Origin of the sequence: Mesorhizobium sp. M0276 (assembly GCF_040321755.1) — a bacterium.
Lineage (GTDB): Bacteria > Pseudomonadota > Alphaproteobacteria > Rhizobiales > Rhizobiaceae > Mesorhizobium.
Genome location: NZ_JAMYSC010000018.1, coordinates 42,929 through 69,376 on the forward strand (window position 1 = coordinate 42,929; position 26,448 = coordinate 69,376).

The window sequence follows — 26,448 nt, forward strand, 5'->3', positions numbered from 1 at the left end:
TTCAGGCGCCTTCAACGATGACGAAATGGCCTGATGAGGCGGCAAGCCGAAACTTCGAGGCGTGCTGATACTCCGGCGAATGATAGCATTCGACCGCCTTGTCGTAGGACTCGAACTCGACCAGCACGTGACGGTTGCCGGTCGGTCCTTCGGGGCTCTCGTAACGACCGGCCCGCACCGGGAGTTTCGCGCCGTATTTCGCGAAGGCGACGGCATTCGCCTCGATGTACTGCTTGTACACATCGGGATCGCGGACATCGATCATCGCCATCCAGTAGCCTTTCTTACTCATGGGTTATCCCTTCGCTTGAGCATGATCTCTTCCGAAAACCGGGGGCCACTTTTCGGGATCATGCTCTAGGGCCTCCAGCGTAGGAAATTGGTGATCAGCGCCAGGCCCAGCGCCTGGCTCTTTTCAGGATGGAACTGCGTACCGACGAGATTGTCACGGGCGACCGTGGCCGTCACCGGGCCGCCATAGTCAGCGACCGCCAGGACCTCGTCCGCTTGGCGCGCATCAAGATGGTAGGAATGGACGAAATAGGCATGCAGCCCGTCCGGCCCGGTCGGAATGCCGGCAAACAGCGGATGCTGGCGTTTGAGGTCGATCGTGTTCCAGCCGATCTGCGGGATTTTCAGTGCCGGATCGGCCGGCCTGATCTCCTTGACGTCGCCTGATATCCAGCCGAAGCCATTGGTGACAATCTTTTCCAGGCCGCGCTGCGACATCAGCTGCATGCCGACGCAGATGCCCAGGAAAGGCCGGCCCTTGGCAATCGCGACCTCCTCGATCGCCTCCCACATGCCTTCGACCGCATGCAAGCCGGCCGCACAGTCGGCATAGGCGCCGACGCCGGGCAGGACGATGCGATCGGCCGTGCGCACCCTCTCCGCATCGGCGGTCAGGTCGACGTCCGCGGATATGCCGGCTTCCCGCGCGGCACGCTCGAAAGCCTTGGTGGCAGAGCGCAGATTGCCCGAGCCGTAATCGATGATGGCAACCCGCATCAGCGTCTTCCCGGAATGTGGGTCAGCCCCAGCGCCATGCCCGGCTGCGATGGCCGCGCCAGGGCAGCGTCCGGGACCATGCGCGGTCCCGGTGCGGGCTGATCGAAAAGCGCTTCCGTCTCGAGCGCATAGCGCGTATCGGCATCATCGAGCCATCCGGCCTCGACCACGCCCCATTCGTGCCAGCCGCGCCGGCGAAGTGCCGATATGCGCAGCCCCTGCCCTTCCAGTCCGACATACAGCGAAACCAGCAACGAGAGCAGCGATGCGGCCGGGCCAAGGCCGAGCTTTTGGCCAAGCATAGAAAGCAGGCCCATGACGACGAAGGCAAGGGCTGCCTCGATCCACAGCCGATGCCAGGCGAACCAGAGTGGCGGCACCAGAAATCCCAGCCAGGCGAAGCCGTCGCGGACAAAGGCCGTTGTATCGGCCCTCTCGCTGCGGCCCGGCGGTTCCATGACGACATAGGCGGTCATGACGCTATCCCTTCAAAGATCCTTTGGTGGAGGGTACCGCGTCCGGCTGGCGCGGGTCGCGTTCAAGTGCCATGCGCAGCGCACGCGCCACCGCCTTGAAGCAAGTCTCGGCGATATGGTGGTTGTTGGCGCCATAATGGTTGGTGACATGCAGCGTGATGCCCGCATTCTGCGCCAGCGCCTGGAAGAACTCGCGCACCAGTTCGGTGTCGAACGTGCCGATCTTCGGCGACGAGAAGGAAACGTTCCAGACCAGGAACGGACGGCCGGACACGTCGATCGCGGCACGCGTCAGTGTCTCGTCCATGGCAAGGTCGATCGAGGCATAGCGCATGATGCCGCGCCGTTCGCCGAGCGCCTTGGCCAGCGCCTGGCCGAGCGCGATGCCTGTGTCCTCGACTGTGTGGTGGTCGTCGATATGCAGGTCGCCCTTGGCCTTGACCGTCATGTCGATCAGCGAGTGGCGGGAAAGCTGGTCCAGCATATGGTCGAAGAAGCCGACGCCCGTCGAAATGTCCGACTTGCCCGAACCGTCGACATGGACCGATACCGCGATGTCGGTTTCCTTGGTCTTGCGGCTGGCTTCGGCGGAGCGGGGCGACATGACCTTGTCCTTGTCCCAGGGTTTTCACGCGTTCCAAGCCTGCACCGGCTTGAAAACGAGAGCCTTCTAGCAGCATGATCCGGCGATTGCCAGTTGCCATCCGGGTGGGTATCGAGCGGTTTGCAATCATCGGGCCCATGCATACATATGGCCGATCAAGTCACTCGTACCGCGCCAATCGCCTTTTGGGATAGCGCTGCTCGGAGCCGGAAAATGTCGAACGAACTGACCATGCACGCCACGACCATCGTGACGGTGCGCAAAGGCAACAAGGTGGTGATCGCCGGCGACGGCCAGGTCAGCCTTGGCCAGACTATCATGAAGGGCAACGCCAAAAAGGTGCGCCGCATCGGCAAGAGCGGCAATGTGATCGCCGGTTTTGCCGGCGCCACGGCGGACGCCTTCACCCTTCTGGAGCGGCTCGAAGCCAAGCTCGAACAATATCCCGACCAGCTGACGCGCGCCTGCGTCGAACTCGCCAAGGACTGGCGCACCGACCGCTATCTGCGCCGGCTGGAAGCGATGATGCTGGTTGCCGACAAGTCGGTCTCGCTGGCGCTGACCGGCACCGGCGACGTGCTCGAGCCCGAACATGGCGTCATGGCCATCGGTTCTGGCGGCAATTTCGCGCTGGCCGCGGCGCGCGCCCTGATGGACAGCGACAAGGACGCCGAGGAGATCGCCCGCAAGGCGATGCAGATCGCATCCGATATCTGCGTCTACACCAACAACAATTTCGTCATCGAAACGCTCGATGCCGGCTGACCCGGCCGCCGACCATGATCCCGAAAAGTGGAAACCGGTTTTCGGGAAAGATCATGGTTGAACAAGAAGATAGATATGATTTTCGGCCGGTGACCGAGAAAGACCTGCCGATGATCGCCGGCTGGCTCGCCGAGCCGCATGTGGCAGAGTGGTGGGACGATCCCGAAACGGAAATCGCCGAGATTCGCGATCATATCGACTCGATCTCCGTCGAGCCGCTGATTGTCGAACTCCACGGCAAGCCGATCGCCTATCTGCAGAGCTACGACCCGCATCTGGAAGACGACCACCCCTATGCCGACCAGCCATACGGAACGCTCGGCATCGACCTGTCGATCGGCCGGCCGGAGCTGGTCGGGCTCGGCCATGGCTCGGCAATCGTGCGCCAGTTCGTCGAACAGCTGTTAGAGGAAGGCGTGCCGCGCGTCATCATAGACCCGGATCCCGCCAACGGGCGGGCTATCCGCGCTTATGAAAAGGCTGGCTTTGTTGCCTTTGACGCCAGAATATCGGAATACGGGCCAGCATTGATGATGGCGCGCGACGCGCCACAGGAGCCCGATTGATCCGCGCGGAAACACTCGACAAGGCAATCGCCTCGGGTCTGATTTCGCAGACGCTGCGGGATCAACTTGAGGCCATGGAGCGCTCGTTCGCGGCTGAGGCCCAGCTCGTCGATGATGAGGGTGACGAGGAAAACCTGCGGCTGGTCGGCGGCGGCAATGATCTCTTCATCACCGTCGGGACTGTTCTGCTCAACGCCGGTATTTTCTTCATCCTCATCACCATGCTTCCTGGTCAGACGTTCTGGATTGCGGGCATTCTTGCGGTTTTCGCCTGGGCGCTCGCCGAAATTGTCACGCGTCAGCATCGGATGAAATTGTCTTCTTCCGTGCTTGCCCTGATCTTCACGGTCGCCATCCTGGTCGCGCTGGCACTGCGGGTTGAGGCCAGCTTTGACATCCGCATGCCGGAGACCATCTGGCAGCTATTGGCGTTGCGCCAGACGGCTTCCCGGGCCGGATACCTGTTTCTCGGCGGGGGAATAGCGGCGGCGGCGATCTATTTCTGGCGCTTTCGCGTCCCCGTCCTTGCCGGGGTCATCGCCATCGCCTTCACCCTACTTGCTTTCCTGCAAACGGCGATAGTCCTGTACGACGGCGTGACGACAGGCGCGGTTGCGCCGCCAAGCCTCGAGGATGTTCCCGAATTACTCCGCGCGGCACTCTACATGCCGCTGATCTGCGGCCTGATCGTATTCTCGACGGCCGTGGCTTTCGACATCCACGACCGGGATCGACGCAAGATCTGGTCCGATTGTGCGTTCTGGCTGCATGTCGTATCGGCGCCCATGCTGGTGCATCCGCTCTTTATCATGGCAACTGGCCAGAACGTCGCATTCGGACATATCGCGCCCGACGCCAATGCGACCATCATGCTGACGATCCTGATCCTTGGCTTCGTTTATGTTGCGCTCGCCATAGATCGCCGTTCGCTGTTGGTTCCCACATTGGCCTATTTCGGCTCGCTGGGCATCTACTATCTGGTCAACTCCGCCTCCCATTCGACTGGCATTCCACCTTTTGCCTTGATCTTGGTCGTTGTCGGCGCGTTGATCATCCTTTTCGGGGCGGGCTGGCAGCGTATCCGGCGAATTGTCGTCAAGCCCACTTTGCCGGCGGCCGTAATCCGCTGGCTGCCGCCGCTGAAGGCGTAGCGGGCTGTGATGACCGAAGAGCACGACGGGCATGAGGGGGAATGAGGGCATGAAAGCATCCGGCGAGGACAAAAACCTCTCGGCCTACGAAAACAGCTGGCGGATGGGGCTGCTCATCGTGCTTGGCCTGATCATCATCCAGGCCGCCACGCTTTATTTGATGGGACGGACACCGATCTGCACCTGCGGCTACGTCAAGCTCTGGCATGGCGTCGTGCAGAGTTCGGAGAATTCCCAGCATATTTCGGACTGGTACACGCCCTCGCATCTCATCCACGGCTTCCTGTTCTATGCCTTGGCGCGATTCCTGTTTCCGCGCTCACCGATCGGACTGAGGCTGGCATTCGCCGTCCTCATCGAAGGCGGCTGGGAGCTGGTCGAGAACAGCCCTTTCATCATCGACCGCTACCGTGCCGGCACCATTTCGCTCGATTATTACGGCGACAGCATCATCAATTCGGTGTCCGACACACTGGCCATGGTGCTGGGATTTGTGATGGCGCGAACGCTACCTATATGGGTGATCGTCAGTCTCGCCGTCATCTTCGAACTGGGTACCGGCTATCTGATCCGGGACAATCTGACACTCAACGTGATCATGCTGCTGCATCCGTTAGAGGCCATCAAGCAGTGGCAAAGTGGAATTTAGTCATATGAGCACATTTTCTCCCCGCGAAATCGTTTCGGAACTCGACCGCTTCATCATCGGCCAGAAGGACGCCAAGCGCGCCGTGGCCATCGCCCTGCGCAACCGCTGGCGCCGCCAGCAGCTGGAAGGCCAGATGCGCGAAGAGGTGATGCCGAAGAACATCCTGATGATCGGGCCGACGGGCGTCGGCAAGACCGAGATTTCGCGCCGCCTGGCGCGGCTGGCCGGTGCGCCTTTCGTCAAGGTCGAGGCGACCAAATTCACCGAAGTCGGTTATGTCGGCCGCGACGTCGAGCAGATCATCCGCGACCTGGTCGAGATCGCCATCGGCCTGGTGCGCGAGAAGATGCGCGAGGACGTCAAGGCGCGCGCCCATATCAATGCCGAGGAACGCGTGCTGGAATCGCTAGTCGGCAAGACGGCGAGCCCTGCCACCCGCGATAGCTTCCGCAAGAAGCTGCGCGACGGTGAGCTCGACGACAAGGAGATCGAGATCGAAGTCGCCGACACCGGCACTGGCGGCATGCCCGGCTTCGAGATTCCCGGCATGCCGGGCGCCAATATCGGCGTGCTCAACATCAACGACATGCTGTCGAAGGCGATGGGCGGCAAGAAGACCAAGTCGCGCAAGACGACGGTCAAGGAATCCTACGCGCTGCTGGTCAACGATGAGTCCGACAAGCTGCTCGACCAGGATGAGGTGGTGCGCCGGGCGCTCGATGCGACCGAAAATGACGGCATCGTCTTCCTCGACGAGATCGACAAGATCGCGTCGCGTGAAGGCGGCATGGGCGCCGGAGTTTCTCGCGAAGGCGTGCAGCGCGACCTGCTGCCGCTGATCGAGGGCACGACGGTGGCGACCAAATACGGACCGTTGAAGACCGACCACATCCTGTTCATCGCCTCGGGCGCGTTCCACGTTTCCAAACCTTCCGACCTTTTGCCGGAATTGCAGGGCCGCCTGCCGATCCGCGTCGAGCTGCGGGCGCTGGAGAAGGACGATTTCGTCCGCATCCTGACCGAGACCGAGGCCAGCCTGATCAAGCAGTATATCGCGCTGATGAAGACCGAAGGCGTCGACCTGACCTTCACCGACGACGCCATCGATTCGCTGGCCGGCATCGCCGTCGACCTCAACGCCAGCGTCGAGAACATCGGCGCAAGGCGGCTGCAGACGGTGATGGAGCGAGTGCTGGATGAAATCTCCTATGACGCGCCGGACCGCAACGGCACGAGCGTCACAATCGACGCCGCCTATGTGGAAAAGCATGTCGGCGATCTGTCGCGAAACACAGATTTGTCGCGATTCATCCTTTAAACGACGGCGCCGGGGTCATTCCGGCGCCGGTCCGGACGACACGGTTCCGGCAAACAGTTTGGGGTGTGGCCAGATGGTACCATCTGGCCATCTTTCGTAGTGCTGGGCGAAGGGGTGCTCTCGACTCGATCAAGAGCTTTACCTAGTTTGCGCGGCATTCTCGATCTCTTGGTTGACGCAATTCCGGGCGGAAAACCGTTTCACACTTTTCCTGGAATTGCTTGGGCGGCGGCGCATGAAAAAACTGATCCTGCTCATTCTCGGCTTGACGCTGGCGGCGACGCTGTACGCCACTGAAGCCGCGACATTGGTGCCGGCGGGAAACCGCAATGCCGTGCAGCCGGACATTCCCGGCGCTTCAAGCCGGCGCACGCAGGCGACCAACACCACCTTCCAGGCGAAGTACCGCAAGGTCTACGCCCTGCTACAGAACGACGCCGACCTGCGCGGTAAGATCAAGAAGGCAGCAGCCACCTACGGCATTGATCCTATGCACATCGTCGGCGCCATCGTCGGCGAGCACACCTACAATGTCGACGCCTACGACCGGCTGCAGACTTATTACGTCAAGGCGATCTCTTACCTGTCGAGCAAGCTGTCCTTCGCTTATGACGGCGAGGACGTCACTGATTTCGTGCAGCGGCCGGAATTCAAGAAATGCGCCGGCGTCTCGGACAGCTATGATCTGTGGGAATGCCGTGAGCAGGTGTGGAACCATTCGTTTCGCGGCAAGAGCGTTGGCGGGACAAGCTTTCCAGACGACCGCTTCGGAGCAACCTTCTTCCAGCCCTATTATGCCGGCCAGACCTTCGGCCTCGGCCAGCTCAATCCGCTGACCGCCCTGCAGATGAGCGACCTGGTGCACAGGGTTTCCGGCCTGCCGGAGCTCGATGTCGCCGATCCCAACTCGGTCTACAAGACCATCATGGATCCAGACCTGACGCTGCCTTACGTCGCCGCGACGATCAGGAAATCGATCGATGCCTACAAGAGCATTGCCGGCTTCGATATTTCGGGCAATCCGGGGCTGACCGCCACGCTCTACAATGTCGGCAATCCGGAGCAGCGCGCGCATGCGCTGAAGGCGGAGAACGACAGGCGCCGTGCTGCTGGAGAGCCGGAGAAGCTGCCGGAGGAGAATTACTACGGCTGGCTGGTCAACGACAAGCTGCCGGAGCTGAAGGCGCTGTTCTAGAGAGCCTCAGCCCTCCATTCCTGACTGTCTTCGCCTTCGCAAGCTCACGCCGCCAGCAATGACTTCAGCTTGACGGATTGCGAACCAAGCGCTTGCGATGCCGGTTTCGCCTGCTTGCCGATCAGCATTTCGGCCAGCCTGATGTCGCGAGCGACCGCATTGCCGGGGCCGATGCCACTGGCCGCCACCAGCCTGCCATCTTCGGCCAAATGGAAGAGGATGAAGGCGCCATCGCCGACATCACGGCGCACCGTGCTGCGGCCCTCGTCGGAGAGGCCTGCGATCTGCAGGCTCAGGCCGTACTGATCCGACCAGAACCACGGCACCGCCGCATGCGCCTCGCCGGCACCCAGCATGTTCCTGGCCGCCAGCGCGCCTTGTTCCTGGGCGTTGCGCCAGGCTTCCAGCCGGACGCGGCGGCCGCCATAGACGGCAAGCGGAAACGAGCAGCAATCGCCGGCGGCAAAGATGTCGGGATCATTGCTGCGCAGCTCGGCATCGACAGCGATACCGTTGTCGATCGCCAAGCCGGCTTCGGCCGCAAGCCCGGTCACCGGCACGGCGCCGATGCCGATGACGGCGAGGTCGGCTGATATCTCCTGTCCATCGGCAACCGTGATGCGCACCTCGTTGCCATCGTCGGCGATGGACGCGATGCCGGTCCCGCACAGGATCTTCACGCCTTCGGCGACATGCGCCTCATGGATGATCTCGGCGATTTCGGCCGGCACGCCGCGCATCAGGATGCGCGGCTGCGCCTCGATGACGGTAACCGACGCTGCGAGCTTGCGCGCCGCGGCGGCGAGTTCGAGGCCGATGAAGCCGCCGCCGATGATGGCGATACGATTGCCGGCCTTGAGATGCGCGCGAATGGCGAGTGCATCGGCGAAGGTGCGGAGATAAACGCAGCGCGAACCCAATCCCGGCATCGGCAGCTTGCGCGGCGTCGAACCGGTTGCCAGCAGGAGCTTGTCATAGGGCAGGACTGAGCCGTCCGACAGGCGAACCGCATGCGCGGCGCGATCGATCGCGACTGCCTGGACGGAATGGATATGCCGGATCGACTTCTCGGCCAGAATTGCATCGCTGGCGATTGCCTTGATCTCGGGCGTATCGCTGACCATGGCGTCCTTGGACAGCGGCGGGCGTTCGTAGGGCAGATGCGGCTCGTCGCCGACCAGCGTCACAGGCCCCTCATAACCGAGATCGCGCAGGGCCAACGCTGCGCGCCCACCGCATTCGCCGGCGCCGACAATGACCATTCCTCGCGCCATGTCGGTCATCCGACCTGGATCAGGACTTTGCCGGCATCGACCTTGACCGGATAGGTTTTCAGGTTGACGCAGACCGGCGCGCCGCGGGCGCCACCCGTCTTGTAGTTGAAGCGGCCATTGTGCTTGGGGCATTCGATGATGTCGTCCATCACCAACCCGTCGGCCAGATGCACCTTTTCATGCGTGCAGAGGCCGTCAGTGGCGAAGAACTCATCGTCTGGGCTGCGATAGATGGCGAAGGTGCGTCCGCCATGATCGAAGCGCATCACATCCTCCTCGTCGATGTCGCCGGTGTCACAGGCCTCGACCCAGTCGCTCATAAATTCCTCCTCAAAAATCGGGGCTCGCCTGGAAATCCGGACGACCGAGCGATCATTCCGCCGCGACCGCGACGGCATCGTTGTGGAATTCCTCGCGGTATGGCCTGGCGGTCGGCGGCAGCTCGCGCTTGAGGAAATAGTCCTCGTTGCGCAGTTGGCGTAGGAAGACCGGGATCATCTCGCGGTAGCCGGCCAGGATCGACGGCGTCGGCGCCGGCAGATCGTGCTTGATCAGTTCGTGCAGCTTCGGCAGCGCGTGATAGGGCACCATCGGGAACATGTGATGCTCGACATGGTAGTTCATGTTCCAGTAGATGAAGCGGCTGATCGGGTTCATGTAGACGGTGCGGCTGTTGAGCCGGTGGTCGGTGACATTGTCGGCCAGGCCGCCATGCTGCAGAAGGCCGACCATGACGTGATGCCAGGCCCCATAGAGCCTGGGCAGGCCGATCAGCATCAGCGGCAGAAACGAGCCGGTGTAGAGCGCCAACACAATGGTCGTGGCATAGATCGCCGTCCAGATACGGGCGACGCGGATCGCCCTTGACTGCTCCTGCTCGGGAATGAAGGTCTTTTCCGCGGCGCTGATGTTGCCGGCGGCGTTGCGCAGCATGTCGGTCATCGCATGCCAGGCGTCGAGCACACCGACGAACCCCAGGACGACGCGGACCAGGTCCGGCGGTCGCATGACCGAGATTTCCGGATCGCGGCCGACGATGATGGTGTCGGTATGATGGCGCGTGTGGCTCCAGCGCCAGGTCACCGGATTGCGCATGATCATGAAGCAGGCGATCTGATAGACCGCATCATTCATCCACTGCGTCCGGAACGCGGTGCCATGGCCGCACTCGTGCCAGCGTGAATCCGTCGAGGAGCCGTAGAGAACGCCATAGACGAAGAAGAACGGCACGCACCACCATGTGCCCCAGAACCAGGCACCGCCGGCGCCGCTGGCGAGCAGGGCAGCGAGCCAGATGATGGTATCGCGGATCGCCGGCCCGTCGGAGCGCTGCATCAGCTCCTTTATCTGCTTGCGCGGAATCTCGGTGTGATACCATTCGGCCGCCGACAGCCCGGTCTCGACGGCGAGCTTGGCGTCGCGGCCGATCAGGCTGTAGTCACGCCGGGACGGCGCAGCATGCATGGTTGCCTCCCTCGGCGAGGCACTCGTCGGAACGAATGCCCGAAATCCATTTGGCTTCGAGCCTGAAAAATAGTGCCAGATCATGATAGACTCAACATCATAAAGATAGTTTCTATCATTTCCCATCAGAATGGTGTAGGAAGCCTCAGGCGATCCAATGAGGCAAGCATGGCGAAACGGCCCACCATCACCGATCTGGCGCGCGTCTCGGGCGTCAGTGTCGCCACCGTCGACCGCGTGCTGAACAACCGGCTGCCGGTGCGCGAGGAAACCGCGCGCCGCGTCTACGAGGCCGCTACCGATATCGGCTATCATGCCGCCGGACTTATCAAGCAGCGCATGCGCCAGGAATTGCCGGAGTACCGGCTGGGCTTCCTGCTGCTGCGGGGCAATGATGCCTTCTACGGTGACTTCGCGCGGGAACTCGAGCTGGCCATCTCGCAATCGCAGCGCTTCCGTGGCGTTGCGACCATCGACTTCGCCAGTTCCCTGGCTCCCGACGAGATCGCCTCGCAGATGCGCAGGCTGGCGGCAAAATCGCGGGCTATCGCCGTTGTCGGCCCGGACCATCCGACCCTGACAGCGGTCGTGGAAACCTTGAAGGCGAGAGGTCAGCCAGTCTTTTCGGTGCTGTCCGACTTTGCCGCCGGCATCCGGGAGGGCTATATCGGCCTCGACAACCGCAAGGTCGGGCGCACCGCCGCATGGATGATCTCCAAGGCAGCGAAGGAACCCGGCAAGGTCGCCCTCTTCGTCGGCAGCCACCGCTTCCACGGCCACGAGCTGCGCGAGATCGGGTTTCGCTCCTTCTTCCGCGAGCATGCGCCGGACTTCAGCGTGCTTGAAACGCTGGTCAATCTGGAAGCCAACCAGGTGACCCATGATGCGATGATCGATCTTCTGGCGCGCTATCCGGATCTTGTCGGCTGCTACGTCGCCGGCGGGGGCATGGAAGGCGCGGTTTCGGCGCTGCGGGCAGCAAAGCCCGCGAAAATGCCGGTTGTCGTTTGCAACGAGATCAACGCCGAATCGCGCGCGGCACTCGCCGACAACATCCTCACCATGGTGATCTCGACGCCGCTCGCCGCTTTATGTCGTGAGCTTGTCGACCTGATGGCGCATGCCATCGAAACCGGCGCCGCCAACGCTCCAGGCCAGACCTTCCTGCCCTTTGACATCTATCTGCCGGAAAACATCTAGCTGCCGTCGCGCGAGCCGCCGAGGCAAATGATAGAATCCATCAGGGCGATGCGTAAATAGGCCCGCAGGCCGCTGAATCGCCCTTGACGCCCCGATGTGAAATGGAATAAATATTTCATCAGCTACGTATTTTGGTCCTTTCGTTCCGGACATCTGTTTCAAACTGGGAGCCTGGCGTTCCCCCTAGGAAAACGCCATCCGGAGCAGAAAAGGCCGTTGGGAGAGATTCCCCGGGGAGATCGGGGATTCCGGATAAATCGGTGAAACCGGACACCAATATGTGGAGGAGAAACACAATGAAGAAACTGCTTTTGGGCGTCGCCTTCGCGGCGCTGATGAGTTCATCTGCCATGGCCGCCAAGGTCGGCGTGTCGATGGCCAAGTTCGACGACAACTTCCTGACCGTGCTGCGCAACGGCATGATCGCGCAGGCCAAGGGCATGAGCGGCGTCGAGCTGCAGGTCGAGGACGCGCAGAACGACGTTGCCAAGCAGCTCGACCAGATCAAGAACTTCGCCGCCTCGGGCGTCGACGCGATCATCGTCAATCCGGTCGACACCTCGGCCACGCAGGCGATGTCGGACGCTGCCGCCGCAGCCAAGATCCCGCTGGTCTACGTCAACCGCGAGCCGGTCAATGTCGACACGCTGCCCGACAACCAGGCCTTCGTCGCCTCGAACGAGGCGGATTCCGGCACGCTCGAGACCAAGGAAGTCTGCCGCCTGTTCAAGGAAGCCGGCAAGAAGGAAGCCAACGTCTACGTGATCATGGGCGAGCTCTCAAACCAGGCCGCCGTGCAGCGCACCAAGGATATCGAAGAGGTGATCGCGACGCCGGATTGCAATTTCATCAAGATCATCGACAAGCAGACGTCGAACTGGAACCGCGACGAGGCGCAGAACCTGATGACCAACTGGCTGTCGACCGGCAAGCCATTCGACGGCGTCATCGCCAACAATGACGAAAGCGCGATCGGCGCCATCCAGGCGATGAAAGCCGCCAACATCGACATGAAGTCGGTTGTCGTCGGAGGCGTCGACGCCACCCAGGACGCGCTTGCCGCCATGCAGGCGGGCGACCTCGACGCAACCGTGTTCCAGGACGCGGCCGGCCAGGGCGCCGGTGCGCTGGATGCGGCGCTCAAGCTCTCCAAGGGCGAAAAGGTCGAACACAAGGTCTACGTCCCCTTCCAACTGGTGACGCCGGCGAACATCGACAAGTTCCTGAAGAAGAACTGAGCAGCGGACATACGGAGCGGCGCTCTCACTGCGCCGCTCCTCTTCCCCTCAGCGCCGGCAAGGCAGCAAGGGGAGAACTGCGGCTGACGGAGGATAGAACGATGGCACAGACATCTCATGGCGTCGGCGGCCTCACCTATGATGCGAAGAAGCGCGCATGGCCTGCCGAACTCAACGTCTTCCTGGCGCTCGTTATTCTTGTTGTCGTCTTCGAATTGATCGGCCGGCTCTTTCTTGGCGACAGCTTCCTGTTCAACACCCGCAGCGATGTCAGCGCGATCTTCAATGAAGCCCGGCTGCAGATCATCATCCTGCAGGTGTCGATCGTCGGCATCATCGCCATCGGCGTGACGCAGGTGATCATCACCGGCGGCATCGACCTGTCCTCGGGTTCGATCGTCGGCGCGACGGCGATGATTGCCATGAGTTTTGCCCAGGTGGCGACCGTCAACGGCAATCCCAACCCCAAGGCGATGTTTCTCGCGCAGGGCTGGACCGACCTGCCGGTGATCGTGCCGGTGCTGGTCGCGATCGGCTGCGGCCTGTTTGCCGGCCTGATCAACGGCGCCTTGATCGCCTACACGCGCATTCCGCCGTTCATCGCGACGCTCGGCATGATGGTGACCGCGCGCGGCATCGCCAAATGGTGGTCCAAGGGCCAGCCGATCTCATTTCCCACCGAGAGTTTCGCGGCGATCGGCAAAGGCCTGATGCCGGTCATCATCTTCCTGTCTCTGGCGGTGCTGTTCCAGCTGATCATGACCTACACCAGGTACGGCAAGCATTGTTACGCGATTGGCTCCAATGAGGACGCCGCGCGTATGTCCGGCATCAAGATCGCCAACCACAAAATCCTGGTCTATGTCATCGCCGGCGTGCTCGCCGCGCTCGCCGCCGTGGTCCTGAGCTCCAAGAACCTCACCGCACAGTCCGGCATGGGCGTGATGTACGAACTCGACGCCATCGCCATGGCGGTCATCGGCGGCGTCTCTTTGTCGGGCGGCCGCGGCTCGATCATCGGCACGGTGATCGGCTCGCTGATCTTCGGCGTCATCATCTCCGGCTTTACCTTCCTGCGCCTCGACGCCTACTACCAGGAGATGGTCAAGGGCGTGATCATCGTCGGTGCTGTCGTTCTCGACCAGTGGCGCCAACGCCTGCGGGCAATGAGGGCTTGACCATGTCAGACATCGTCCTGAAGACCGAAAACCTGACCAAGCGCTATGGCGGCGTGCATGCGCTGGAAGGCGCGAACTTCGAGCTGCGCAAAGGCGAGCATGTCGCCATCATGGGCGACAACGGCGCCGGCAAATCGACCTTCGTGCGCCAGATCACCGGCGTCGAGCAACGCACCAGCGGCCAGATCTGGTTCGACGGCAAGGAAGTGAACTTTACGGGGCCGATCGAGGCGCGCGAGGCGGGCATCGAGACGGTGTTCCAGAACCTGGCGCTGGCCGACGACCTCGATGTGCCGTCGAACCTGTTCCTCGGCCGCGAAAAGGTGCTGTTCAATCTCGGCCCGTTCTCGATCCTCGACCGCAAATACATGCGCAAGGCGACCGAGGCCGCACTTGTCCGCACGGCGGTGAAGATACCCAATTTATCCAACACCATCCGCCATATGTCGGGCGGCCAGCGCCAGTGCGTGGCGATCGCCCGGACCGCAACCTTCGCTTCAAAACTGATCATCATGGACGAACCGACGGCGGCACTTGGCGTGCAGGAGACCGCACAGGTCGAAAACATCGTCCGTACGCTGAAGGACAATGGCGAGCCGCTGATCCTGATCAGCCACAACATGCGCCAGGTGTTCGATCTTTGCGATCGCATCGTCGTGTTCCGGCGCGGCCGCATCGTCGCCAATTTGCGCAAGGAGAACACCGACGGAAACGATATCGTCTCCTACATCACCGGCGCCAAGACCGGGGAGGCAGAGCTCGCGGCCTAAACAGGGTGATCACCCGGTTTAGGAATAATCTGGCGCGTTGAGCAATTCCAGGAAAAGTGTGACACGGTTTTCCGGCCGGAATTGCGCCAAAACAAAAAATACGCCTGCCACCTTTCCCTGACAGGAAGGTGGAGACACCACTCTCTCGAACCCATCCCCAGAGGAAATTTCCATGACTCTCCGCTTCGCCCTCCTCGGTGCCGGCCGCATCGGCAAGGTCCACGCCCGCGCCGTCGGCTCCAATCCGCAGGCCAAACTGGTTGCCGTCGCCGACGCGTTCGAGAAGGCGGCGACCGAGTTGGCGAGCGCCTATGGCGCCGAAGTACGCACAATCGACGCCATCGAGAAATCCAAGGACATCGACGCCGTTGTCATCTGCACGCCGACCGACACCCATGCCGACCTGATCGAGCGTTTCGCCAAGGCCGGCAAGGCGATCTTCTGCGAGAAGCCGATCGATTTGGACGTCAAGCGGGTCGAGAAGTGCCTGGCGGTGGTCGACAAGACAAAGGCGACGCTGATGGTCGGCTTCAACAGGCGCTTCGATCCGCATTTCGCCGCCGTGCGCAAGGCGATCGACGACGGCGCCATCGGCACCGTCGAGATGGTGACGATAACCTCGCGCGATCCAGGTGCGCCGCCGATCGATTACATCAAACGCTCGGGTGGCATTTTTCGCGACATGACCATCCATGATTTCGACATGGCGCGCTTCCTGCTCGGCGAGGAGCCGGTGGCGGTCAGCGCGCATGCCTCGGTGCTGGTCGACAAGAAGATCGGTGAGGCCGGCGATTTCGACAGCGTCAGCGTCATCCTCGAAACCGCATCCGGCAAGCAGGCCGTCATCTCCAACTCGCGCCGCGCCACCTATGGCTACGACCAGCGCATCGAGGTGCACGGCTCGAAAGGCATGATCGCGGCCGAGAACCAGCGCCCGGTGTCGATCGAACTGGCCAACGAGAAGGGCTATACGCGCCCGCCGTTGCACGACTTCTTCATGACCCGCTATCTCGACGCCTATGCCAATGAGATCGCTGCCTTCATCGCGGCGGCGACGTCGGGCAAGAAGGCGGCGCCAAGCGGCGCGGATGGCCTCGTGGCACTGAAGCTGGCGGACGCGGCACTAAAGTCCGCGACATCGGGCAAGACCGTCCGCCTCGACAAGTAAGAACCGGATTTCGGACCCCAGACACAGGAGCATCGCGATGAGCACATCAGCCGATCGCAATTCACAGACACGCGCCATCGTCACCGGCGGTGCGCAAGGCATCGGCTTTGCCGTTGCGGAGGCGCTGGCCGACGAGGGCTGCCGGGCGCTGGCGCTCATCGGCCGCTCGCAGGAGAAGGGCGACAAGGCCGTTGCCCATTTCAGGAAGCTGGGTGTCGACGCCATCTTCATCAGCGCCGACGTCTCGAAGGTCGCCGACTGCAAGCGCGCTGTCGCCACCGCGATCTCACATTTCGGCACAATCAACGCGCTGGTCAACGCCGCCGCGACGTCGGCGCGCGGTTCGCTGGTCGAAACGAGCGAAGAGCTTTTCGACCAGATCTTCGACACCAATGTGCGCGGCCCGTTTTTCCTGATGCAGGGCCTGGTGGCGCATCTGCTCGATCGCAAGGCGCCTGGCTCGATCGTCAATGTGCTGTCCATGTCGGCGCATTGCGGGCAGTCTTTCCTGACGCCCTATTCCACGAGCAAGGGCGCGCTGATGACGCTGACCAAGAACGTCGCCAATTCGTATCGACACAATCGCATCCGCTGCAACGCCGTGCTGCCCGGCTGGATGGACACCGAGGGTGAGGATATCGTCCAGAAGAAATGGCACGACGCGCCGGACGACTGGCTGGCAAAGGCCGAAGCCGCGCAGCCGATGGGCCAGTTGGTGAAGCCGGACCAGCTGGCTCGGCTGATCAGCTACATGGTGAGCCCGCAATCGGGCGTCATGACCGGATCGCTGGTCGACTACGACCAGGGTATTGCCGGGTCGGCGCCGGAATAGCGCCGGCGAGTCCAGCGGAAACGCCCGTCACCCGCGCCCTGTTGCCGACGCATCGCTATTCCATGTAGTCAGGATGGTCACGGAGGTCGAGATGCCATCTGCACCCAAAGAGGGCACCAACTGGACGGTCGCCGGAGCAAAAGCCCGGCTCTCGGAGGTTATCGAGCGCGCACAGTCTTCACCGCAGACGATCACCAGAAACGGCAAACCAAGCGTGGTTGTCGTCTCGGCCGAGGAATGGCATCGCAAGACCGCGCGCAAGGTCACGCTTGCTGAGTTCCTGCAGGGCTCGCCGCTGCGCGGCGCCGATCTTGACTTGAGCGCCGGCGCGACGAACCCGCGTGATCTGCCGTTGTGAGGCTGCTGCTCGGTTGCCATCGGGGCACGTGACAAACACTTCGGCTTCGACTATATGAGCTTCATGATCAACCTGACCGCCACGTATTGGTACTTTAGGAGCTCGCTGGCGGCGGGAGGATTGCGCTCGATCTGAAGATTGCAGCAACAAGATCCGAACAGCCGCCACACCTGGCGGCTTTTTTGTTTCAGCCGGCAGGTTCCCCAAACAGGAGCAGAAAGCCGTGTTGACCACCACAGATGATCTTCGGGTCAAGGAAATCAGGGAATTGAGTACGCCGGACCAGGTGATGCGGGAGATACCGCGCACGCTGACGGCGACGCGTACTGTCAGCGCTTCACGTAACGCCATCCACGCCATCTTGAACGGCACCGACGATCGGCTGCTCGTCATCGTCGGCCCGTGTTCGATCCACGATCCGGTCGCCGCCGTGGACTATGCCAGCCGTCTGGCTGCGCTGCGCGAGAGCCTGTCGGACCGGCTGGAGATCGTGATGCGGGTCTATTTCGAAAAGCCGCGCACGACGGTCGGCTGGAAAGGCCTGATCAACGATCCCGACCTCGACGGCAGCTTCAACATCGACAAGGGACTGCGGATGGCGCGCAACGTGCTGTCCGCCGTCAACAATCTCGGCCTGCCGGCAGCGACCGAGTTCCTCGACATGACCACGCCGCAATACATTGCCGACCTCGTTGCCTGGGGCGCGATCGGCGCGCGCACGACCGAGAGCCAGATCCATCGCGAGCTGGCATCGGGTCTGTCCTGCCCGGTCGGCTTCAAGAACGGCACCGACGGCAATCTGCGGATCGCTGCCGAGGCGGTGAAATCCGCCGCCCAGCCGCATCATTTCATGGCGGTGACCAAGGGCGGCCGCAGCGGCATCGCGACGACCACCGGCAACGAGGACTGCCACGTCATCCTGCGCGGCGGCGTCCAGCCGAATTATGACGCTGCGAGCGTCGAAGCTGCCTCTGCGGAACTCGCCCGCATCGGTGTCGCACCCCGTCTGATGATCGATGTCAGCCACGCCAACTCAGCCAAGAAGCCCGAGAACCAGCCCAAGGTGGCGGCTGATGTCGCCGGCCAGGTCGCTTCGGGCGACGAGCGCATCATCGGCGTGATGATCGAGAGCAACCTCGTCGCCGGCCGGCAGGACGTGGTGGCAGGCAAGCAGCTCGTCTACGGCCAGAGCATCACCGATGGCTGCATCGACTGGGCGACCACCGAGACGGTGCTGCACGGCCTTGCCGGCGCCGTCGAGTGGCGCCGCTCGGTGCGCCGCGCCATGATCGACAGCCGCCAGGGAGCCGCCTAAGCCACCATTGCCGGCCTTTGCCCGGCACGGACCTCCACCCCTAACCCCTCCCCACAAGGGGGAGGGAGACTCCAGTCGGCGCTGACAACGGCAAACTGCCAAGGTTCAGGCGCCAAAAGGATCGAATTGGAGTGCGCGGCAGCGTTCCCTCCCCCTTGTGGTCCCCTTGTGGGGAGGGTTAGGGTGGGGTCCTCTTCGCAAGAAATCCATATCCTACCCCGTTCTCAGTCCTTCCCATGCCGTGAATGCCGAGATCGCAACCAGGAGCAGTCCGGCCGCCCGCCCGGCAAAGGCGGTTGCCTGGGGATTGGCGACCAGCAGATTTCGGCTGCGGCCGGCGGTGACGGCGAGCCCGCCATAGACTGCAAACTGCATGGCGATCGTCATCAGTCCCATGACGGAAGCCTGCACCCATATCGGACCGTATGCCGGTTTCAGAAATTGCGGATAGACCGCGAAGACGAAGAGATAGGCCTTTGGATTGATCAGGCAGATCACCAGCCCCTGGCGAAACGCCTTCCATGCGGAGCGGCTGCCGGCAGGTCCCCCGTCGCCAACCTTGATCGAGCTGCGCATCAGCGACAGGCCTATGAAGGCCATGTAGCCGGCGCCGGCAATCAGCAGCGGATTGTAGAGGATCGGCACGAAATGCATCAGCAGGCCGACGCCGAGCGCGCCGTTCAGCGTGTGCACCATGCCGCCCAGCATGATGCCGCCTGTCGCGGCCAGCCCCCTGTTGCCGCCACCGGTCAACGCATTGGCAAGCACGAAAAGCATGTCCATGCCCGGCACGATGATGATGCCGAAAAGGAGGAGACAGAAGAGCCAGAGATTTGCCGCGTAATCCATGTCAGTTGCCCGTCGCCTCGCCCGGCCAGGCCGCAGTGGAATGCGTTGATTCTCAACCCGATAGGCGCTCCTATAGGTCAGCCCAACTGACGATGGTGTGTCAGTTGCGATCGGATGCCGGAGTGAAAATGCGCAAGGCGTCACGCCTGTTCGAGATCATCCAGATAATGCGGCTGGCGCGGCAGCCGGTGACGGCGGCGACGATTGCCGAGCGGCTGGAAGTCACGGTGCGCTCGATCTACCGCGACATCGCGGCACTGCAGGCGATGCGCGTGCCTATCGAGGGCGGGCGCGGCATCGGCTATATACTGCGTCCCGGCTTCGACCTGCCGCCGCTGATGTTTTCGATCGAGGAGATGGAGGCGATCGTCCTGTCGCTGGCGCTGCTGGAGCGAACGGGGGACACCGAGCTCAAGCAGGCGGCCAAGCGTGTCAGTGCCAAGATCGCCGGTGCGGTGCCCCCACCCTTGCGCCAGGCGTTCGATGCCAATGCGCTGCATGCGTGGGGGTTCGCCGCGCCTTCGACCGGCGCGATCGATCTGGCGCTGGTGCGCCGCGCCATCCGCGACGAGGAGAAGCTCGACATCTCCTATCGAGACGAAATGGGCCGCGCCTCCGAGCGGCTCGTCCGCCCGATCGCCCTGATCTACTACGCCGAGACCGCCAATATCGTTGCCTGGTGCGAATTGCGCCAGGCGATCCGCAATTTCCGCAGCGACCGGATCGAGGATTGCCAGGCGACGGGGCTACAGTTCAAGGGCGAAGGCGACCGGTTGCGGCAGGTCTGGGTCAACGGGTGGGAGACTCCGGCCGCCGGCGGCTGAGGTGACCGCGGATAGTTGGCGTGGAAATTTTGACCGGTCGGATGGTGCTTACCTTGGCAGGTCGCATGGCTTGGGGATTGGTCGAAACGCCCGGTACTTCGTTATCCCGGGGCGAAGCGACAGGGAGGCTTCGGCCAATCGCGAATGTCTGCGACTGGTCACCAAATGAATGGTGAAAATCTTGCCTGCCGAGAGTCGGTAACCTTCCCCGTCTCGACGAACTACATGGCTCTACCTCACATCCACCCATCGCTTTTCCTCGAACGAGCGCGCCATCGCGTGCACGGTGCGCTCGATCTCCAGTCCCTCGGCGAATTCGATGAGCCGCGCCGGCTTGCCGGCAAGCCGCGTCAGCAATTCGTGGCACTCGATGATCTTGAGATCGTTGAAGCCGAGGCCATGGCCTGGCGCCGGCAGGAAGGCGTCGTAGGGCTTGTGGTGCGGCGCCACAAGAATGGTGCGGTAGCCCTGCTCGGTCGGTCGGTCGGCGGTGACATAAAGCTGGATTTCATTCATCCGCTCCTGATCGAACAGGATCGACCCCTTCGATCCAAATATCTGGATGGCGATGCGGCCCTTGCGGCCCCAGGCCGAGCGGTTGACCAGCAGCGTGCCGGCAATGCTGTTATCGAGATGCATCAGCACGCTGGCAATGTCGTAGGTCTCCACCACACGGCGGCCGCCGCTGGCCACCTTGCGATCGGCATAGGGTTTGGCCATGTCGCAGATGACGCTGGCGACGCGGCCGAACAGGGTTGAGACCAGCGACAGCGGATGCACGGCGAAATCGTCGAGCGCGCCATAGCCGGAAGCCGCTTCGTGCTTCCAGAAGAACAGCGCTTCGGGATCGGCCATGAAGTCCTCGTCCATCTCGATGCGCAGATGGTTGACCTCGCCGATGATCTTCTCGTCGAGCAGCGTACCGATGTGGCGGATGGCCGGGCTCTGGATGTAATTGTAACCGAGGGCCGCGACCTTGCCGGACTTTTTCGCCGCCGCCGCCATCGCTTCGGCCTCGGCAAAGCTTGGCGCCATCGGCTTCTCACACCACAAATGTTTGCCGGCTTCCAGGATGGCAATGGCCATTTCCGGATGGAACTGGTTGGGAGTGGTCAGCGAGACGATGTCGACCTCCGGGTCGTCGATGACGGCGCGCCAGTCGCCGGAGGCTTTGGCGAAGCCGAACTCGCCCGCCTTGCGCTGGGCAAGCTCTTCATTGACTTCGCCGAGATGGACCAGCCGCGGCTTGGCAACATCGGGAAAGACGGCGCCGACGGCGCTCCATGCGATGGCGTGACACTTGCCCATGAAACCCGTGCCGATGAGACCGACGCCGACCATTTTCCGTTTCTCCACTGCCTGAAGCGCTGCGTGGATGAATTAATCCATTTTCTCTTGGAATGGAATGTCTGCCTCATTTTTTATGGCATTCTTGCGCAGGCTCACTATGATGAGGCACAGAGGGACGCTTCACGCATGAGCTTGGACAGAGCGACGATGGACGAACGGGTACCTCGCGACTTCGAGACGCTACGCGCAACGATCCTCGATCGGCGCGAAAGCCTGCCCAGACGCATCGCCCAGATCGCCGCCTATGCGCTCGACAATCCCGACGACATTGCCTTCGGCACCGCCGCAAGCATCGCCGCTTCGGCGGGCGTGCAGCCGTCTACCCTGATCCGCTTTGCCCAGCAGCTCGGCTTCGACGGGTTCACCAGCCTGCAGCAGGTATTCCGCGAGCGGCTGCGCGAGCGCAATTCATCCTACGACGAAAGGCTGCAAGCCTTGCGCGCCAAGGCCGAGGGCGCTGCCGGCCACCGGGCGATCTTCGACGGCTTCGTCGCCGCCGCCAGCACCTCGCTCAACGACATCTCGCGCACGCTGGACGACACGCATCTGGAAGACGCAATTTCGCTGCTGGCAAGGGCGGAGACCATCTACGTGCTGGCCAAACGCCGCTCCTATCCGGTGGCGTCCTACATCGCCTATGCGCTGGGCAAACTGAAGATCCGCAACCAGCTGATCGAATCAGCCGCCGGCCTGAATGCCGAGATGATCGGTTTCGCCACTCCGGCGGATGCCGTCATCGCCATCTCCTTCTCGCCCTATGCGCCGGCCACCATCGAGGAGGCGCGCAGCATTTCGGAACGGGGCGTGCCTATCGTCGCCATCACCGACAGCTCGTTTTCGCCGCTTGCCCAGTTCGCCAAGGTCTGGTTCGAGGTTGCCGAGGCCGATTTCGCCGGCTTCCGCTCGCTGTCGGCGACGATGGCGCTGGCCATGGCGCTGACCGTCGGCGTCGGTGAGAAGCGAGGCGACACGGGCCGCAAGCGCAAAGGTTAGAGAATTTCTGCGGAAGCCTCGCCTGCCGCCGAAAGCCGCGCTGCGTCGCGCGCGGGCGGCAAGCCGAACTGGCGGGCGTATTCGCGGCTGAATTGGGACGCACTTTCGTAGCCGACGGCGAAGGCAACGCTTGCAACATTGCCTGGCTGGGCAGCCAGCAGCTGGCGGGCTTCCAAGAGCCGGATTTGTTTTTGATACTGGATCGGGCTCATGGCCGTCGCCGCCTTGAAGTGGCGGTAGAATGCAGCGTTGCTCATATGGGCGATTTCTGCCAGGTCGCTGACCCGGACCGGCTGATGGCAATGTGCGCGGATCCAGGCGATCGCCTGGCCAATCCGGGACAGATGGCCGTCGGCGCGCGCAAGCTGGCGAAGCTTTGCGCCCTGGGGGCCTTGCAGCAGCCGAAACAGCATCTCGCGTTCGAGCATGGCCGACAGCACAGGAATCTCCCCTGGCCGGTCGAGCAGTCGCATAATTCGCCGCAATGCGTCGAGCAGGTCCTCATTGACGGGCGAGGTGGAGAAATTGTCTCCGCCGAGCGCTGGCTCGTGCTCGACGAGGAGGGCGGCGACGGCCTGCAGGTCGAGGGCGAAGCCGATTGCCAGGTAGGGATGTCTGGGGCTGGCTGCCACCAACTGGCTGATGGTGGGCGTGTCGACAGTGTAGATGAAATAGCTGGCGGGATCATAGCGGAGGGTCCGGTCTCCGATCAGAACCGTTTTCGCACCCTGCAGCACGAACAGGATTCCCGACCCCCAGACCCCCGCCATTGGCGCCGTGGCGACTTCGCTGCGGCCGATCGAAACGCGGGGGATCGCCGTTGTCGTTCGTCGCCCGCGCGCATGACGGCCGGCGATTTCGATCAACTCCTGCAGTGCCTCGCTCATGATGTCAGCTTCGCGCATCCATCTCGGCCACGCAACCCATATGAGAGGATTAGGCAAGAGCCGAAGAGTTTTCGGCGCGCGGCATTTCTCATAGGACGCCATCTCTCGGTCTTCGACATGGAGAAATGGAGAACCCAAATGACGAAATCGAAATCCGCCGTGGTGACAGGCGCCAACAAGGGCATCGGCCGCGAGATTGCCAGGCGATTGGCGACAATGGGCTTCAAGGTGTGGCTTGGCGCCAGGAATGCCGAGCGCGGCATGGCGGCAGCGCAGGAATTGCTCAGCGAAGGCCTGGATGTTCAATGGCTTGCGCTGGATGTCACACAGGACGAAAGCGTGGCAGCGGCCGCCAGAACTGTCGAGGCGGAAAGCCCTTGTCTCGACGTGCTGGTGAACAATGCCGGCGTCGCCATCAACTACGAGCTGCCGCCGAGCCAGCAGCAGCTCGCCGATGTCAGGGCGACCTATGACGTCAACGTCTTCGGGCCGATCCGCGTGACCCAGGCCTTCCTGCCGCTGCTGCTTGCAGCGCCGGCCGCCCGCATCGTGATGGTGAGCAGTTCCACGGGATCCATCGGGCGCGCGCTCGATTCGGGCACGCCGAACCCGCCGGTCAACCTGATGAGTTATGGCAGTTCCAAGACGGCCCTGAACGCCATCACCGTCGCCTTCGCCCGCGAACTTGCGCCACAAGGCATCAAGGTCAATGCAGCGGCGCCCGGCTATACCGCCACCGACCTGAATGGATTTAGAGGCCACCGCACCGTGCAGCAGGCGGCCGAGATCGTCATACACCTGGCGACCCTGGATGCCGATGGTCCGAACGCCGGGTACTTCAACGACGATGGCCCGCTGCCGTGGTGAGCGGAGCCAGGCCCGGCAGAGTCTCCTCCCGCATGCATCACCAAACGGCACTTTTCGCCGAAGGAACGCTCATTCCATATTGACTATGGATTGGAATTATTATTTCATATTCCCGGCACCACGCTGCCGCTCGCGCGTGTTACCCAACAATGTTGTTCATGACAACAAGGCCGACGGGAGGTTCCAATGAGCGAAGCCGTGGACGCAAAACAGGCGCCGCTCGACGTCATCACCATCGGTCGCGCTTCCGTCGACCTTTATGGCCAGCAGATCGGCTCGCGGCTGGAGGATATCACCTCTTTCGCCAAGTCGGTCGGCGGCTGTCCGGCCAACATTTCGGTCGGCACGGCCAGGCTCGGCCTGCGCTCTGCGCTGCTGACCCGCGTCGGCGACGAGCAGATGGGCCGCTTCATCCGCGAGCAGCTCAAACGTGAAGGCGTCAACGTCGACGGGCTGAAGACCGACAAGGAGCGGCTGACCGCTTTGGTGCTGCTCTCGGTCGAGGATGAAGGCGTCTCGCCGATGATCTTCTACCGCTCGGACTGCGCCGACATGGCGCTGGCCGAGGAGGATATCGACGAAGCGTTTATCTCTTCGGCCCGCGCGGTCGTCGTCACCGGTACCCATTTTTCCCGCCCCAACAGTGATGCCGCGCAGCGCAAGGCGATTCGCATCATGAAGGCCAAGGGCGGCAAGGTGGTGTTCGACATCGACTACCGGCCCAATCTCTGGGGTCTTGCCGGTCACGCCGAAGGCTTCGAGCGCTATGTCAAATCGGACCGCGTCTCGGCCCAGCTGAAGACGGTGCTGCCCGATTGCGACCTCATCGTCGGTACCGAGGAAGAGATCATGATCGCGTCGGGCGCCGATGATTGCCTCAGCGCGCTGAAGACGATCCGCTCGCTGTCGTCCGCCACCATCGTCTTGAAGCGCGGCGCCATGGGCTGCATCGTCTATGACGGACCGATCAGCGACGATCTCGAGGACGGCATTGTCGGCAAGGGCTTTCCGATCGAGATCTACAATGTGCTCGGCGCCGGCGACGCCTTCATGTCCGGCTTCCTGCGCGGCTGGCTGGGTGGCGAAGACCATGCGACGGCGGCGACCTGGGCCAATGCCTGCGGCGCCTTCGCCGTATCGCGGCTGCTCTGCGCGCCGGAATATCCGACCTTCGAGGAGCTGCAGTTCTTCCTCAAGCACGGCAGCAAGCATCTCGCCTTGCGCAAGGACGAGGCGATCAACCACATCCATTGGGCGACGACGCGCCGGCGCGACATTCCCTCGCTGATGGCGCTCGCCTGCGACCACCGCGTGCAGCTCGAGGATGTGGCGGCGAAAGCCGGCGCCAATCCGGCGCGGATCGAAGAATTCAAGGTGCTGGCGGTCAAGGCGGCAGCGAAGGTCGCCGCCGGCCGCGACGGCTACGGCATGCTGATCGACGAGAAGCACGGCCGCAAGGCGATGTTCGAATTCGCCCGCCATCCCTTCGCCTGGCTCGGGCGGCCGGTCGAACTGCCGGGATCGCGGCCGCTGCGCTTCGAATTCTCGCAGGACATCGGCTCGCAGCTCACCGAATGGCCGGTAGATCACTGCATCAAGTGCCTGTGCTTCTACCATCCCGACGATCCGGCGGCCTTGAAGGAAGAACAGCAGCAGAAGCTGCGCGCGCTGTTCGAAGGCGCGCGGAAAGTAGGCAGAGAACTTCTCATCGAGATCATCGCCGGCAAGCATGGCAAGCTCGACGACACGACGATCCCGCGCGCGCTGGAGGAACTCTATGCGCTCGGCATCAAGCCCGACTGGTGGAAGCTCGAGCCGCAGGCGTCGAGCGGTGCCTGGGCGAAGATCGAAGCCGTCATCCTGAAGCACGATCCGTGGTGCCGCGGCGTCGTGCTGCTTGGGCTGGAAGCGCCGCAGGACGAGCTGGAAGCGGCTTTCGCAGCCACCGCCAAGGCGCCAATCGTCAAGGGTTTTGCCGTCGGCCGCACCATCTTCGTCCATGCGGCCGAACAATGGCTGGCCGGCAAGATGTCGGATGACGAGGCTATCGCCGACATGGCGCAGCGCTTCGAACAGCTGACCGAAGCGTGGCTTGCCGCGCGCGGCCGCAAAGCGGCATAAGAAGCGCGGCACAACGACTGCGGAGGAG

28 protein-coding genes are annotated in these 26,448 nt (G+C 62.6%); 18 read left to right on the top strand and 10 right to left on the bottom strand.

What is annotated here, in order from left to right; all coding sequences use genetic code 11:
- Nucleotide 1: 1 nt before the first annotated feature.
- From NKJ01_RS16165 to hisB, 4 genes are all read right to left on the bottom strand, one after another.
- Nucleotides 2-292, bottom strand: a complete 291-nt coding sequence (locus NKJ01_RS16165) for a DUF1330 domain-containing protein (protein WP_352603115.1) — start codon at nucleotides 290-292, stop codon at nucleotides 2-4.
- Between the two features lie 65 nt (nucleotides 293-357).
- Nucleotides 358-1,008 carry an imidazole glycerol phosphate synthase subunit HisH gene (gene hisH / locus NKJ01_RS16170; RefSeq protein WP_352729320.1) on the bottom strand — a complete coding sequence of 217 codons (651 nt, stop codon included), beginning with the start codon at nucleotides 1,006-1,008 and terminating at the stop codon, nucleotides 358-360.
- Complete coding sequence (locus tag NKJ01_RS16175; protein ID WP_352729322.1) at nucleotides 1,008-1,484, bottom strand: DUF2628 domain-containing protein; 477 nt, start codon at nucleotides 1,482-1,484, stop codon at nucleotides 1,008-1,010. The genes hisH and NKJ01_RS16175 overlap by 1 nt, the downstream gene beginning before the upstream one ends.
- A gap of 4 nt (nucleotides 1,485-1,488) precedes the next feature.
- Nucleotides 1,489-2,088 carry an imidazoleglycerol-phosphate dehydratase HisB gene (gene hisB, locus NKJ01_RS16180; RefSeq protein WP_352603109.1) on the bottom strand — a complete coding sequence of 200 codons (600 nt, stop codon included), beginning with the start codon at nucleotides 2,086-2,088 and terminating at the stop codon, nucleotides 1,489-1,491.
- A gap of 213 nt (nucleotides 2,089-2,301) precedes the next feature.
- On the opposite strand from hisB, the gene hslV reads away from it, so the two are divergent.
- From hslV to NKJ01_RS16210, 6 genes are all read left to right on the top strand, one after another.
- The gene (gene hslV, locus NKJ01_RS16185; protein ID WP_023761119.1) at nucleotides 2,302-2,853 is read left to right on the top strand and encodes an ATP-dependent protease subunit HslV; all 552 of its coding nucleotides are present in this window, start codon (nucleotides 2,302-2,304) and stop codon (nucleotides 2,851-2,853) included.
- 53 nt (nucleotides 2,854-2,906) lie between these two features.
- Entirely contained in the window at nucleotides 2,907-3,419 is a 513-nt protein-coding gene (locus NKJ01_RS16190) for a GNAT family N-acetyltransferase (protein ID WP_352729325.1), read from the top strand.
- Nucleotides 3,416-4,570 (top strand): hypothetical protein, encoded by a 1,155-nt coding sequence (locus NKJ01_RS16195; RefSeq protein ID WP_352729327.1) that lies wholly within the window; start codon nucleotides 3,416-3,418, stop codon nucleotides 4,568-4,570. Before NKJ01_RS16190 ends, NKJ01_RS16195 begins: the two co-directional genes overlap by 4 nt.
- A gap of 49 nt (nucleotides 4,571-4,619) precedes the next feature.
- The gene (locus NKJ01_RS16200) at nucleotides 4,620-5,219 is read left to right on the top strand and encodes a DUF2585 domain-containing protein (protein ID WP_352729329.1); all 600 of its coding nucleotides are present in this window, start codon (nucleotides 4,620-4,622) and stop codon (nucleotides 5,217-5,219) included.
- Nucleotides 5,220-5,223: 4 nt separating this feature from the next.
- On the top strand, nucleotides 5,224-6,537 hold the full coding sequence (gene hslU / locus NKJ01_RS16205) for an ATP-dependent protease ATPase subunit HslU (protein ID WP_352729331.1): 1,314 nt from the start codon (nucleotides 5,224-5,226) through the stop codon (nucleotides 6,535-6,537).
- 235 nt (nucleotides 6,538-6,772) lie between these two features.
- Nucleotides 6,773-7,732: a DUF1402 family protein gene (locus NKJ01_RS16210; RefSeq protein WP_502898039.1), complete on the top strand. Its 960-nt coding sequence runs from the start codon at nucleotides 6,773-6,775 to the stop codon at nucleotides 7,730-7,732.
- A 44-nt stretch (nucleotides 7,733-7,776) separates the two neighbouring features.
- On the opposite strand, the gene NKJ01_RS16215 is transcribed toward NKJ01_RS16210, so the two are convergent.
- From NKJ01_RS16215 to NKJ01_RS16225, 3 genes are read right to left on the bottom strand one after another with little or no spacing between them, the layout of a single operon-like run.
- A complete protein-coding gene (locus NKJ01_RS16215; protein ID WP_352729333.1) occupies nucleotides 7,777-9,015 on the bottom strand; it encodes an NAD(P)/FAD-dependent oxidoreductase in 1,239 nt (412 codons plus the stop codon).
- On the bottom strand, nucleotides 9,012-9,326 hold the full coding sequence (locus NKJ01_RS16220) for a Rieske (2Fe-2S) protein (RefSeq protein WP_352729335.1): 315 nt from the start codon (nucleotides 9,324-9,326) through the stop codon (nucleotides 9,012-9,014). Before NKJ01_RS16220 ends, NKJ01_RS16215 begins: the two co-directional genes overlap by 4 nt.
- A 52-nt stretch (nucleotides 9,327-9,378) precedes the next feature.
- Nucleotides 9,379-10,470, bottom strand: coding sequence for a fatty acid desaturase family protein (locus NKJ01_RS16225; protein ID WP_352729337.1), 1,092 nt, complete (start codon nucleotides 10,468-10,470; stop codon nucleotides 9,379-9,381).
- Nucleotides 10,471-10,638: 168 nt separating this feature from the next.
- Between NKJ01_RS16225 and NKJ01_RS16230 the strand changes: the two genes are divergently transcribed.
- The 8 genes from NKJ01_RS16230 (at nucleotide 10,639) to NKJ01_RS16265 (ending at nucleotide 18,529) form a co-directional block, all read left to right on the top strand.
- The gene (locus NKJ01_RS16230; RefSeq protein WP_352729339.1) at nucleotides 10,639-11,670 is read left to right on the top strand and encodes a LacI family DNA-binding transcriptional regulator; all 1,032 of its coding nucleotides are present in this window, start codon (nucleotides 10,639-10,641) and stop codon (nucleotides 11,668-11,670) included.
- 296 nt (nucleotides 11,671-11,966) lie between these two features.
- Nucleotides 11,967-12,908: a sugar ABC transporter substrate-binding protein gene (locus NKJ01_RS16235; protein WP_023761108.1), complete on the top strand. Its 942-nt coding sequence runs from the start codon at nucleotides 11,967-11,969 to the stop codon at nucleotides 12,906-12,908.
- A gap of 101 nt (nucleotides 12,909-13,009) precedes the next feature.
- Nucleotides 13,010-14,086 carry an ABC transporter permease gene (locus NKJ01_RS16240; protein ID WP_352603091.1) on the top strand — a complete coding sequence of 359 codons (1,077 nt, stop codon included), beginning with the start codon at nucleotides 13,010-13,012 and terminating at the stop codon, nucleotides 14,084-14,086.
- 2 nt (nucleotides 14,087-14,088) lie between these two features.
- A complete protein-coding gene (locus tag NKJ01_RS16245; protein WP_023761106.1) occupies nucleotides 14,089-14,856 on the top strand; it encodes an ATP-binding cassette domain-containing protein in 768 nt (255 codons plus the stop codon).
- Between the two features lie 172 nt (nucleotides 14,857-15,028).
- Nucleotides 15,029-16,024, top strand: a complete 996-nt coding sequence (iolG, locus tag NKJ01_RS16250; RefSeq protein WP_352729342.1) for an inositol 2-dehydrogenase — start codon at nucleotides 15,029-15,031, stop codon at nucleotides 16,022-16,024.
- Nucleotides 16,025-16,061: 37 nt separating this feature from the next.
- Complete coding sequence (locus NKJ01_RS16255) at nucleotides 16,062-16,856, top strand: SDR family oxidoreductase (protein ID WP_352729344.1); 795 nt, start codon at nucleotides 16,062-16,064, stop codon at nucleotides 16,854-16,856.
- A gap of 73 nt (nucleotides 16,857-16,929) precedes the next feature.
- On the top strand, nucleotides 16,930-17,214 hold the full coding sequence (locus tag NKJ01_RS16260) for a type II toxin-antitoxin system Phd/YefM family antitoxin (RefSeq protein WP_352729346.1): 285 nt from the start codon (nucleotides 16,930-16,932) through the stop codon (nucleotides 17,212-17,214).
- A gap of 223 nt (nucleotides 17,215-17,437) precedes the next feature.
- A complete protein-coding gene (locus tag NKJ01_RS16265; protein ID WP_352603085.1) occupies nucleotides 17,438-18,529 on the top strand; it encodes a 3-deoxy-7-phosphoheptulonate synthase in 1,092 nt (363 codons plus the stop codon).
- 213 nt (nucleotides 18,530-18,742) lie between these two features.
- Here NKJ01_RS16265 and NKJ01_RS16270 read toward each other — a convergent pair whose 3' ends face one another.
- Entirely contained in the window at nucleotides 18,743-19,378 is a 636-nt protein-coding gene (locus tag NKJ01_RS16270; RefSeq protein ID WP_352729348.1) for a LysE family translocator, read from the bottom strand.
- Nucleotides 19,379-19,506: 128 nt separating this feature from the next.
- Between NKJ01_RS16270 and NKJ01_RS16275 the strand changes: the two genes are divergently transcribed.
- On the top strand, nucleotides 19,507-20,202 hold the full coding sequence (locus tag NKJ01_RS16275) for a helix-turn-helix transcriptional regulator (RefSeq protein ID WP_352729350.1): 696 nt from the start codon (nucleotides 19,507-19,509) through the stop codon (nucleotides 20,200-20,202).
- A gap of 231 nt (nucleotides 20,203-20,433) precedes the next feature.
- Here the strand turns inward: NKJ01_RS16275 and NKJ01_RS16280 are convergent, their stop codons facing one another.
- Nucleotides 20,434-21,543, bottom strand: a complete 1,110-nt coding sequence (locus tag NKJ01_RS16280; RefSeq protein ID WP_352729352.1) for a Gfo/Idh/MocA family protein — start codon at nucleotides 21,541-21,543, stop codon at nucleotides 20,434-20,436.
- Between the two features lie 156 nt (nucleotides 21,544-21,699).
- Between NKJ01_RS16280 and NKJ01_RS16285 the strand changes: the two genes are divergently transcribed.
- Nucleotides 21,700-22,545, top strand: coding sequence for a MurR/RpiR family transcriptional regulator (locus NKJ01_RS16285; RefSeq protein WP_352729421.1), 846 nt, complete (start codon nucleotides 21,700-21,702; stop codon nucleotides 22,543-22,545).
- Here the strand turns inward: NKJ01_RS16285 and NKJ01_RS16290 are convergent.
- Nucleotides 22,542-23,432 (bottom strand): AraC family transcriptional regulator, encoded by an 891-nt coding sequence (locus NKJ01_RS16290; RefSeq protein ID WP_352729423.1) that lies wholly within the window; start codon nucleotides 23,430-23,432, stop codon nucleotides 22,542-22,544. The two genes, NKJ01_RS16285 and NKJ01_RS16290, sit on opposite strands and share 4 nt — an antisense overlap.
- A gap of 138 nt (nucleotides 23,433-23,570) precedes the next feature.
- Between NKJ01_RS16290 and NKJ01_RS16295 the strand changes: the two genes are divergently transcribed.
- Together NKJ01_RS16295 and NKJ01_RS16300 are read left to right on the top strand one after the other, a co-directional pair.
- Nucleotides 23,571-24,299, top strand: coding sequence for an SDR family oxidoreductase (locus tag NKJ01_RS16295; RefSeq protein WP_352729354.1), 729 nt, complete (start codon nucleotides 23,571-23,573; stop codon nucleotides 24,297-24,299).
- Between the two features lie 186 nt (nucleotides 24,300-24,485).
- Complete coding sequence (locus tag NKJ01_RS16300) at nucleotides 24,486-26,420, top strand: bifunctional 5-dehydro-2-deoxygluconokinase/5-dehydro-2-deoxyphosphogluconate aldolase (RefSeq protein ID WP_352729356.1); 1,935 nt, start codon at nucleotides 24,486-24,488, stop codon at nucleotides 26,418-26,420.
- Nucleotides 26,421-26,448 lie beyond the last annotated feature (28 nt).

What these genes read in the sequence shown, in the direction of transcription:
- iolG (WP_352729342.1), top strand. Translation starts at nt 15,029, where the DNA reads ATGACTCTCCGCTTCGCCCTCCTCGGTGCCGGCCGCATCGGCAAGGTC.
- NKJ01_RS16270 (WP_352729348.1), bottom strand. Translation starts at nt 19,378, where the DNA reads ATGGATTACGCGGCAAATCTCTGGCTCTTCTGTCTCCTCCTTTTCGGC.
- NKJ01_RS16260 (WP_352729346.1), top strand. Translation starts at nt 16,930, where the DNA reads ATGGTCACGGAGGTCGAGATGCCATCTGCACCCAAAGAGGGCACCAAC.
- NKJ01_RS16285 (WP_352729421.1), top strand. Translation starts at nt 21,700, where the DNA reads ATGGACGAACGGGTACCTCGCGACTTCGAGACGCTACGCGCAACGATC.
- NKJ01_RS16290 (WP_352729423.1), bottom strand. Translation starts at nt 23,432, where the DNA reads ATGAGCGAGGCACTGCAGGAGTTGATCGAAATCGCCGGCCGTCATGCG.
- NKJ01_RS16295 (WP_352729354.1), top strand. Translation starts at nt 23,571, where the DNA reads ATGACGAAATCGAAATCCGCCGTGGTGACAGGCGCCAACAAGGGCATC.
- NKJ01_RS16230 (WP_352729339.1), top strand. Translation starts at nt 10,639, where the DNA reads ATGGCGAAACGGCCCACCATCACCGATCTGGCGCGCGTCTCGGGCGTC.
- hslU (WP_352729331.1), top strand. Translation starts at nt 5,224, where the DNA reads ATGAGCACATTTTCTCCCCGCGAAATCGTTTCGGAACTCGACCGCTTC.
- NKJ01_RS16245 (WP_023761106.1), top strand. Translation starts at nt 14,089, where the DNA reads ATGTCAGACATCGTCCTGAAGACCGAAAACCTGACCAAGCGCTATGGC.
- NKJ01_RS16175 (WP_352729322.1), bottom strand. Translation starts at nt 1,484, where the DNA reads ATGACCGCCTATGTCGTCATGGAACCGCCGGGCCGCAGCGAGAGGGCC.
- hisH (WP_352729320.1), bottom strand. Translation starts at nt 1,008, where the DNA reads ATGCGGGTTGCCATCATCGATTACGGCTCGGGCAATCTGCGCTCTGCC.
- hisB (WP_352603109.1), bottom strand. Translation starts at nt 2,088, where the DNA reads ATGTCGCCCCGCTCCGCCGAAGCCAGCCGCAAGACCAAGGAAACCGAC.
- hslV (WP_023761119.1), top strand. Translation starts at nt 2,302, where the DNA reads ATGTCGAACGAACTGACCATGCACGCCACGACCATCGTGACGGTGCGC.
- NKJ01_RS16235 (WP_023761108.1), top strand. Translation starts at nt 11,967, where the DNA reads ATGAAGAAACTGCTTTTGGGCGTCGCCTTCGCGGCGCTGATGAGTTCA.
- NKJ01_RS16225 (WP_352729337.1), bottom strand. Translation starts at nt 10,470, where the DNA reads ATGCATGCTGCGCCGTCCCGGCGTGACTACAGCCTGATCGGCCGCGAC.
- NKJ01_RS16190 (WP_352729325.1), top strand. Translation starts at nt 2,907, where the DNA reads ATGGTTGAACAAGAAGATAGATATGATTTTCGGCCGGTGACCGAGAAA.
- NKJ01_RS16215 (WP_352729333.1), bottom strand. Translation starts at nt 9,015, where the DNA reads ATGACCGACATGGCGCGAGGAATGGTCATTGTCGGCGCCGGCGAATGC.
- NKJ01_RS16280 (WP_352729352.1), bottom strand. Translation starts at nt 21,543, where the DNA reads ATGGTCGGCGTCGGTCTCATCGGCACGGGTTTCATGGGCAAGTGTCAC.
- NKJ01_RS16210 (WP_502898039.1), top strand. Translation starts at nt 6,773, where the DNA reads ATGAAAAAACTGATCCTGCTCATTCTCGGCTTGACGCTGGCGGCGACG.
- NKJ01_RS16275 (WP_352729350.1), top strand. Translation starts at nt 19,507, where the DNA reads ATGCGCAAGGCGTCACGCCTGTTCGAGATCATCCAGATAATGCGGCTG.
- NKJ01_RS16255 (WP_352729344.1), top strand. Translation starts at nt 16,062, where the DNA reads ATGAGCACATCAGCCGATCGCAATTCACAGACACGCGCCATCGTCACC.
- NKJ01_RS16220 (WP_352729335.1), bottom strand. Translation starts at nt 9,326, where the DNA reads ATGAGCGACTGGGTCGAGGCCTGTGACACCGGCGACATCGACGAGGAG.
- NKJ01_RS16165 (WP_352603115.1), bottom strand. Translation starts at nt 292, where the DNA reads ATGAGTAAGAAAGGCTACTGGATGGCGATGATCGATGTCCGCGATCCC.
- NKJ01_RS16300 (WP_352729356.1), top strand. Translation starts at nt 24,486, where the DNA reads ATGAGCGAAGCCGTGGACGCAAAACAGGCGCCGCTCGACGTCATCACC.
- NKJ01_RS16200 (WP_352729329.1), top strand. Translation starts at nt 4,620, where the DNA reads ATGAAAGCATCCGGCGAGGACAAAAACCTCTCGGCCTACGAAAACAGC.
- NKJ01_RS16240 (WP_352603091.1), top strand. Translation starts at nt 13,010, where the DNA reads ATGGCACAGACATCTCATGGCGTCGGCGGCCTCACCTATGATGCGAAG.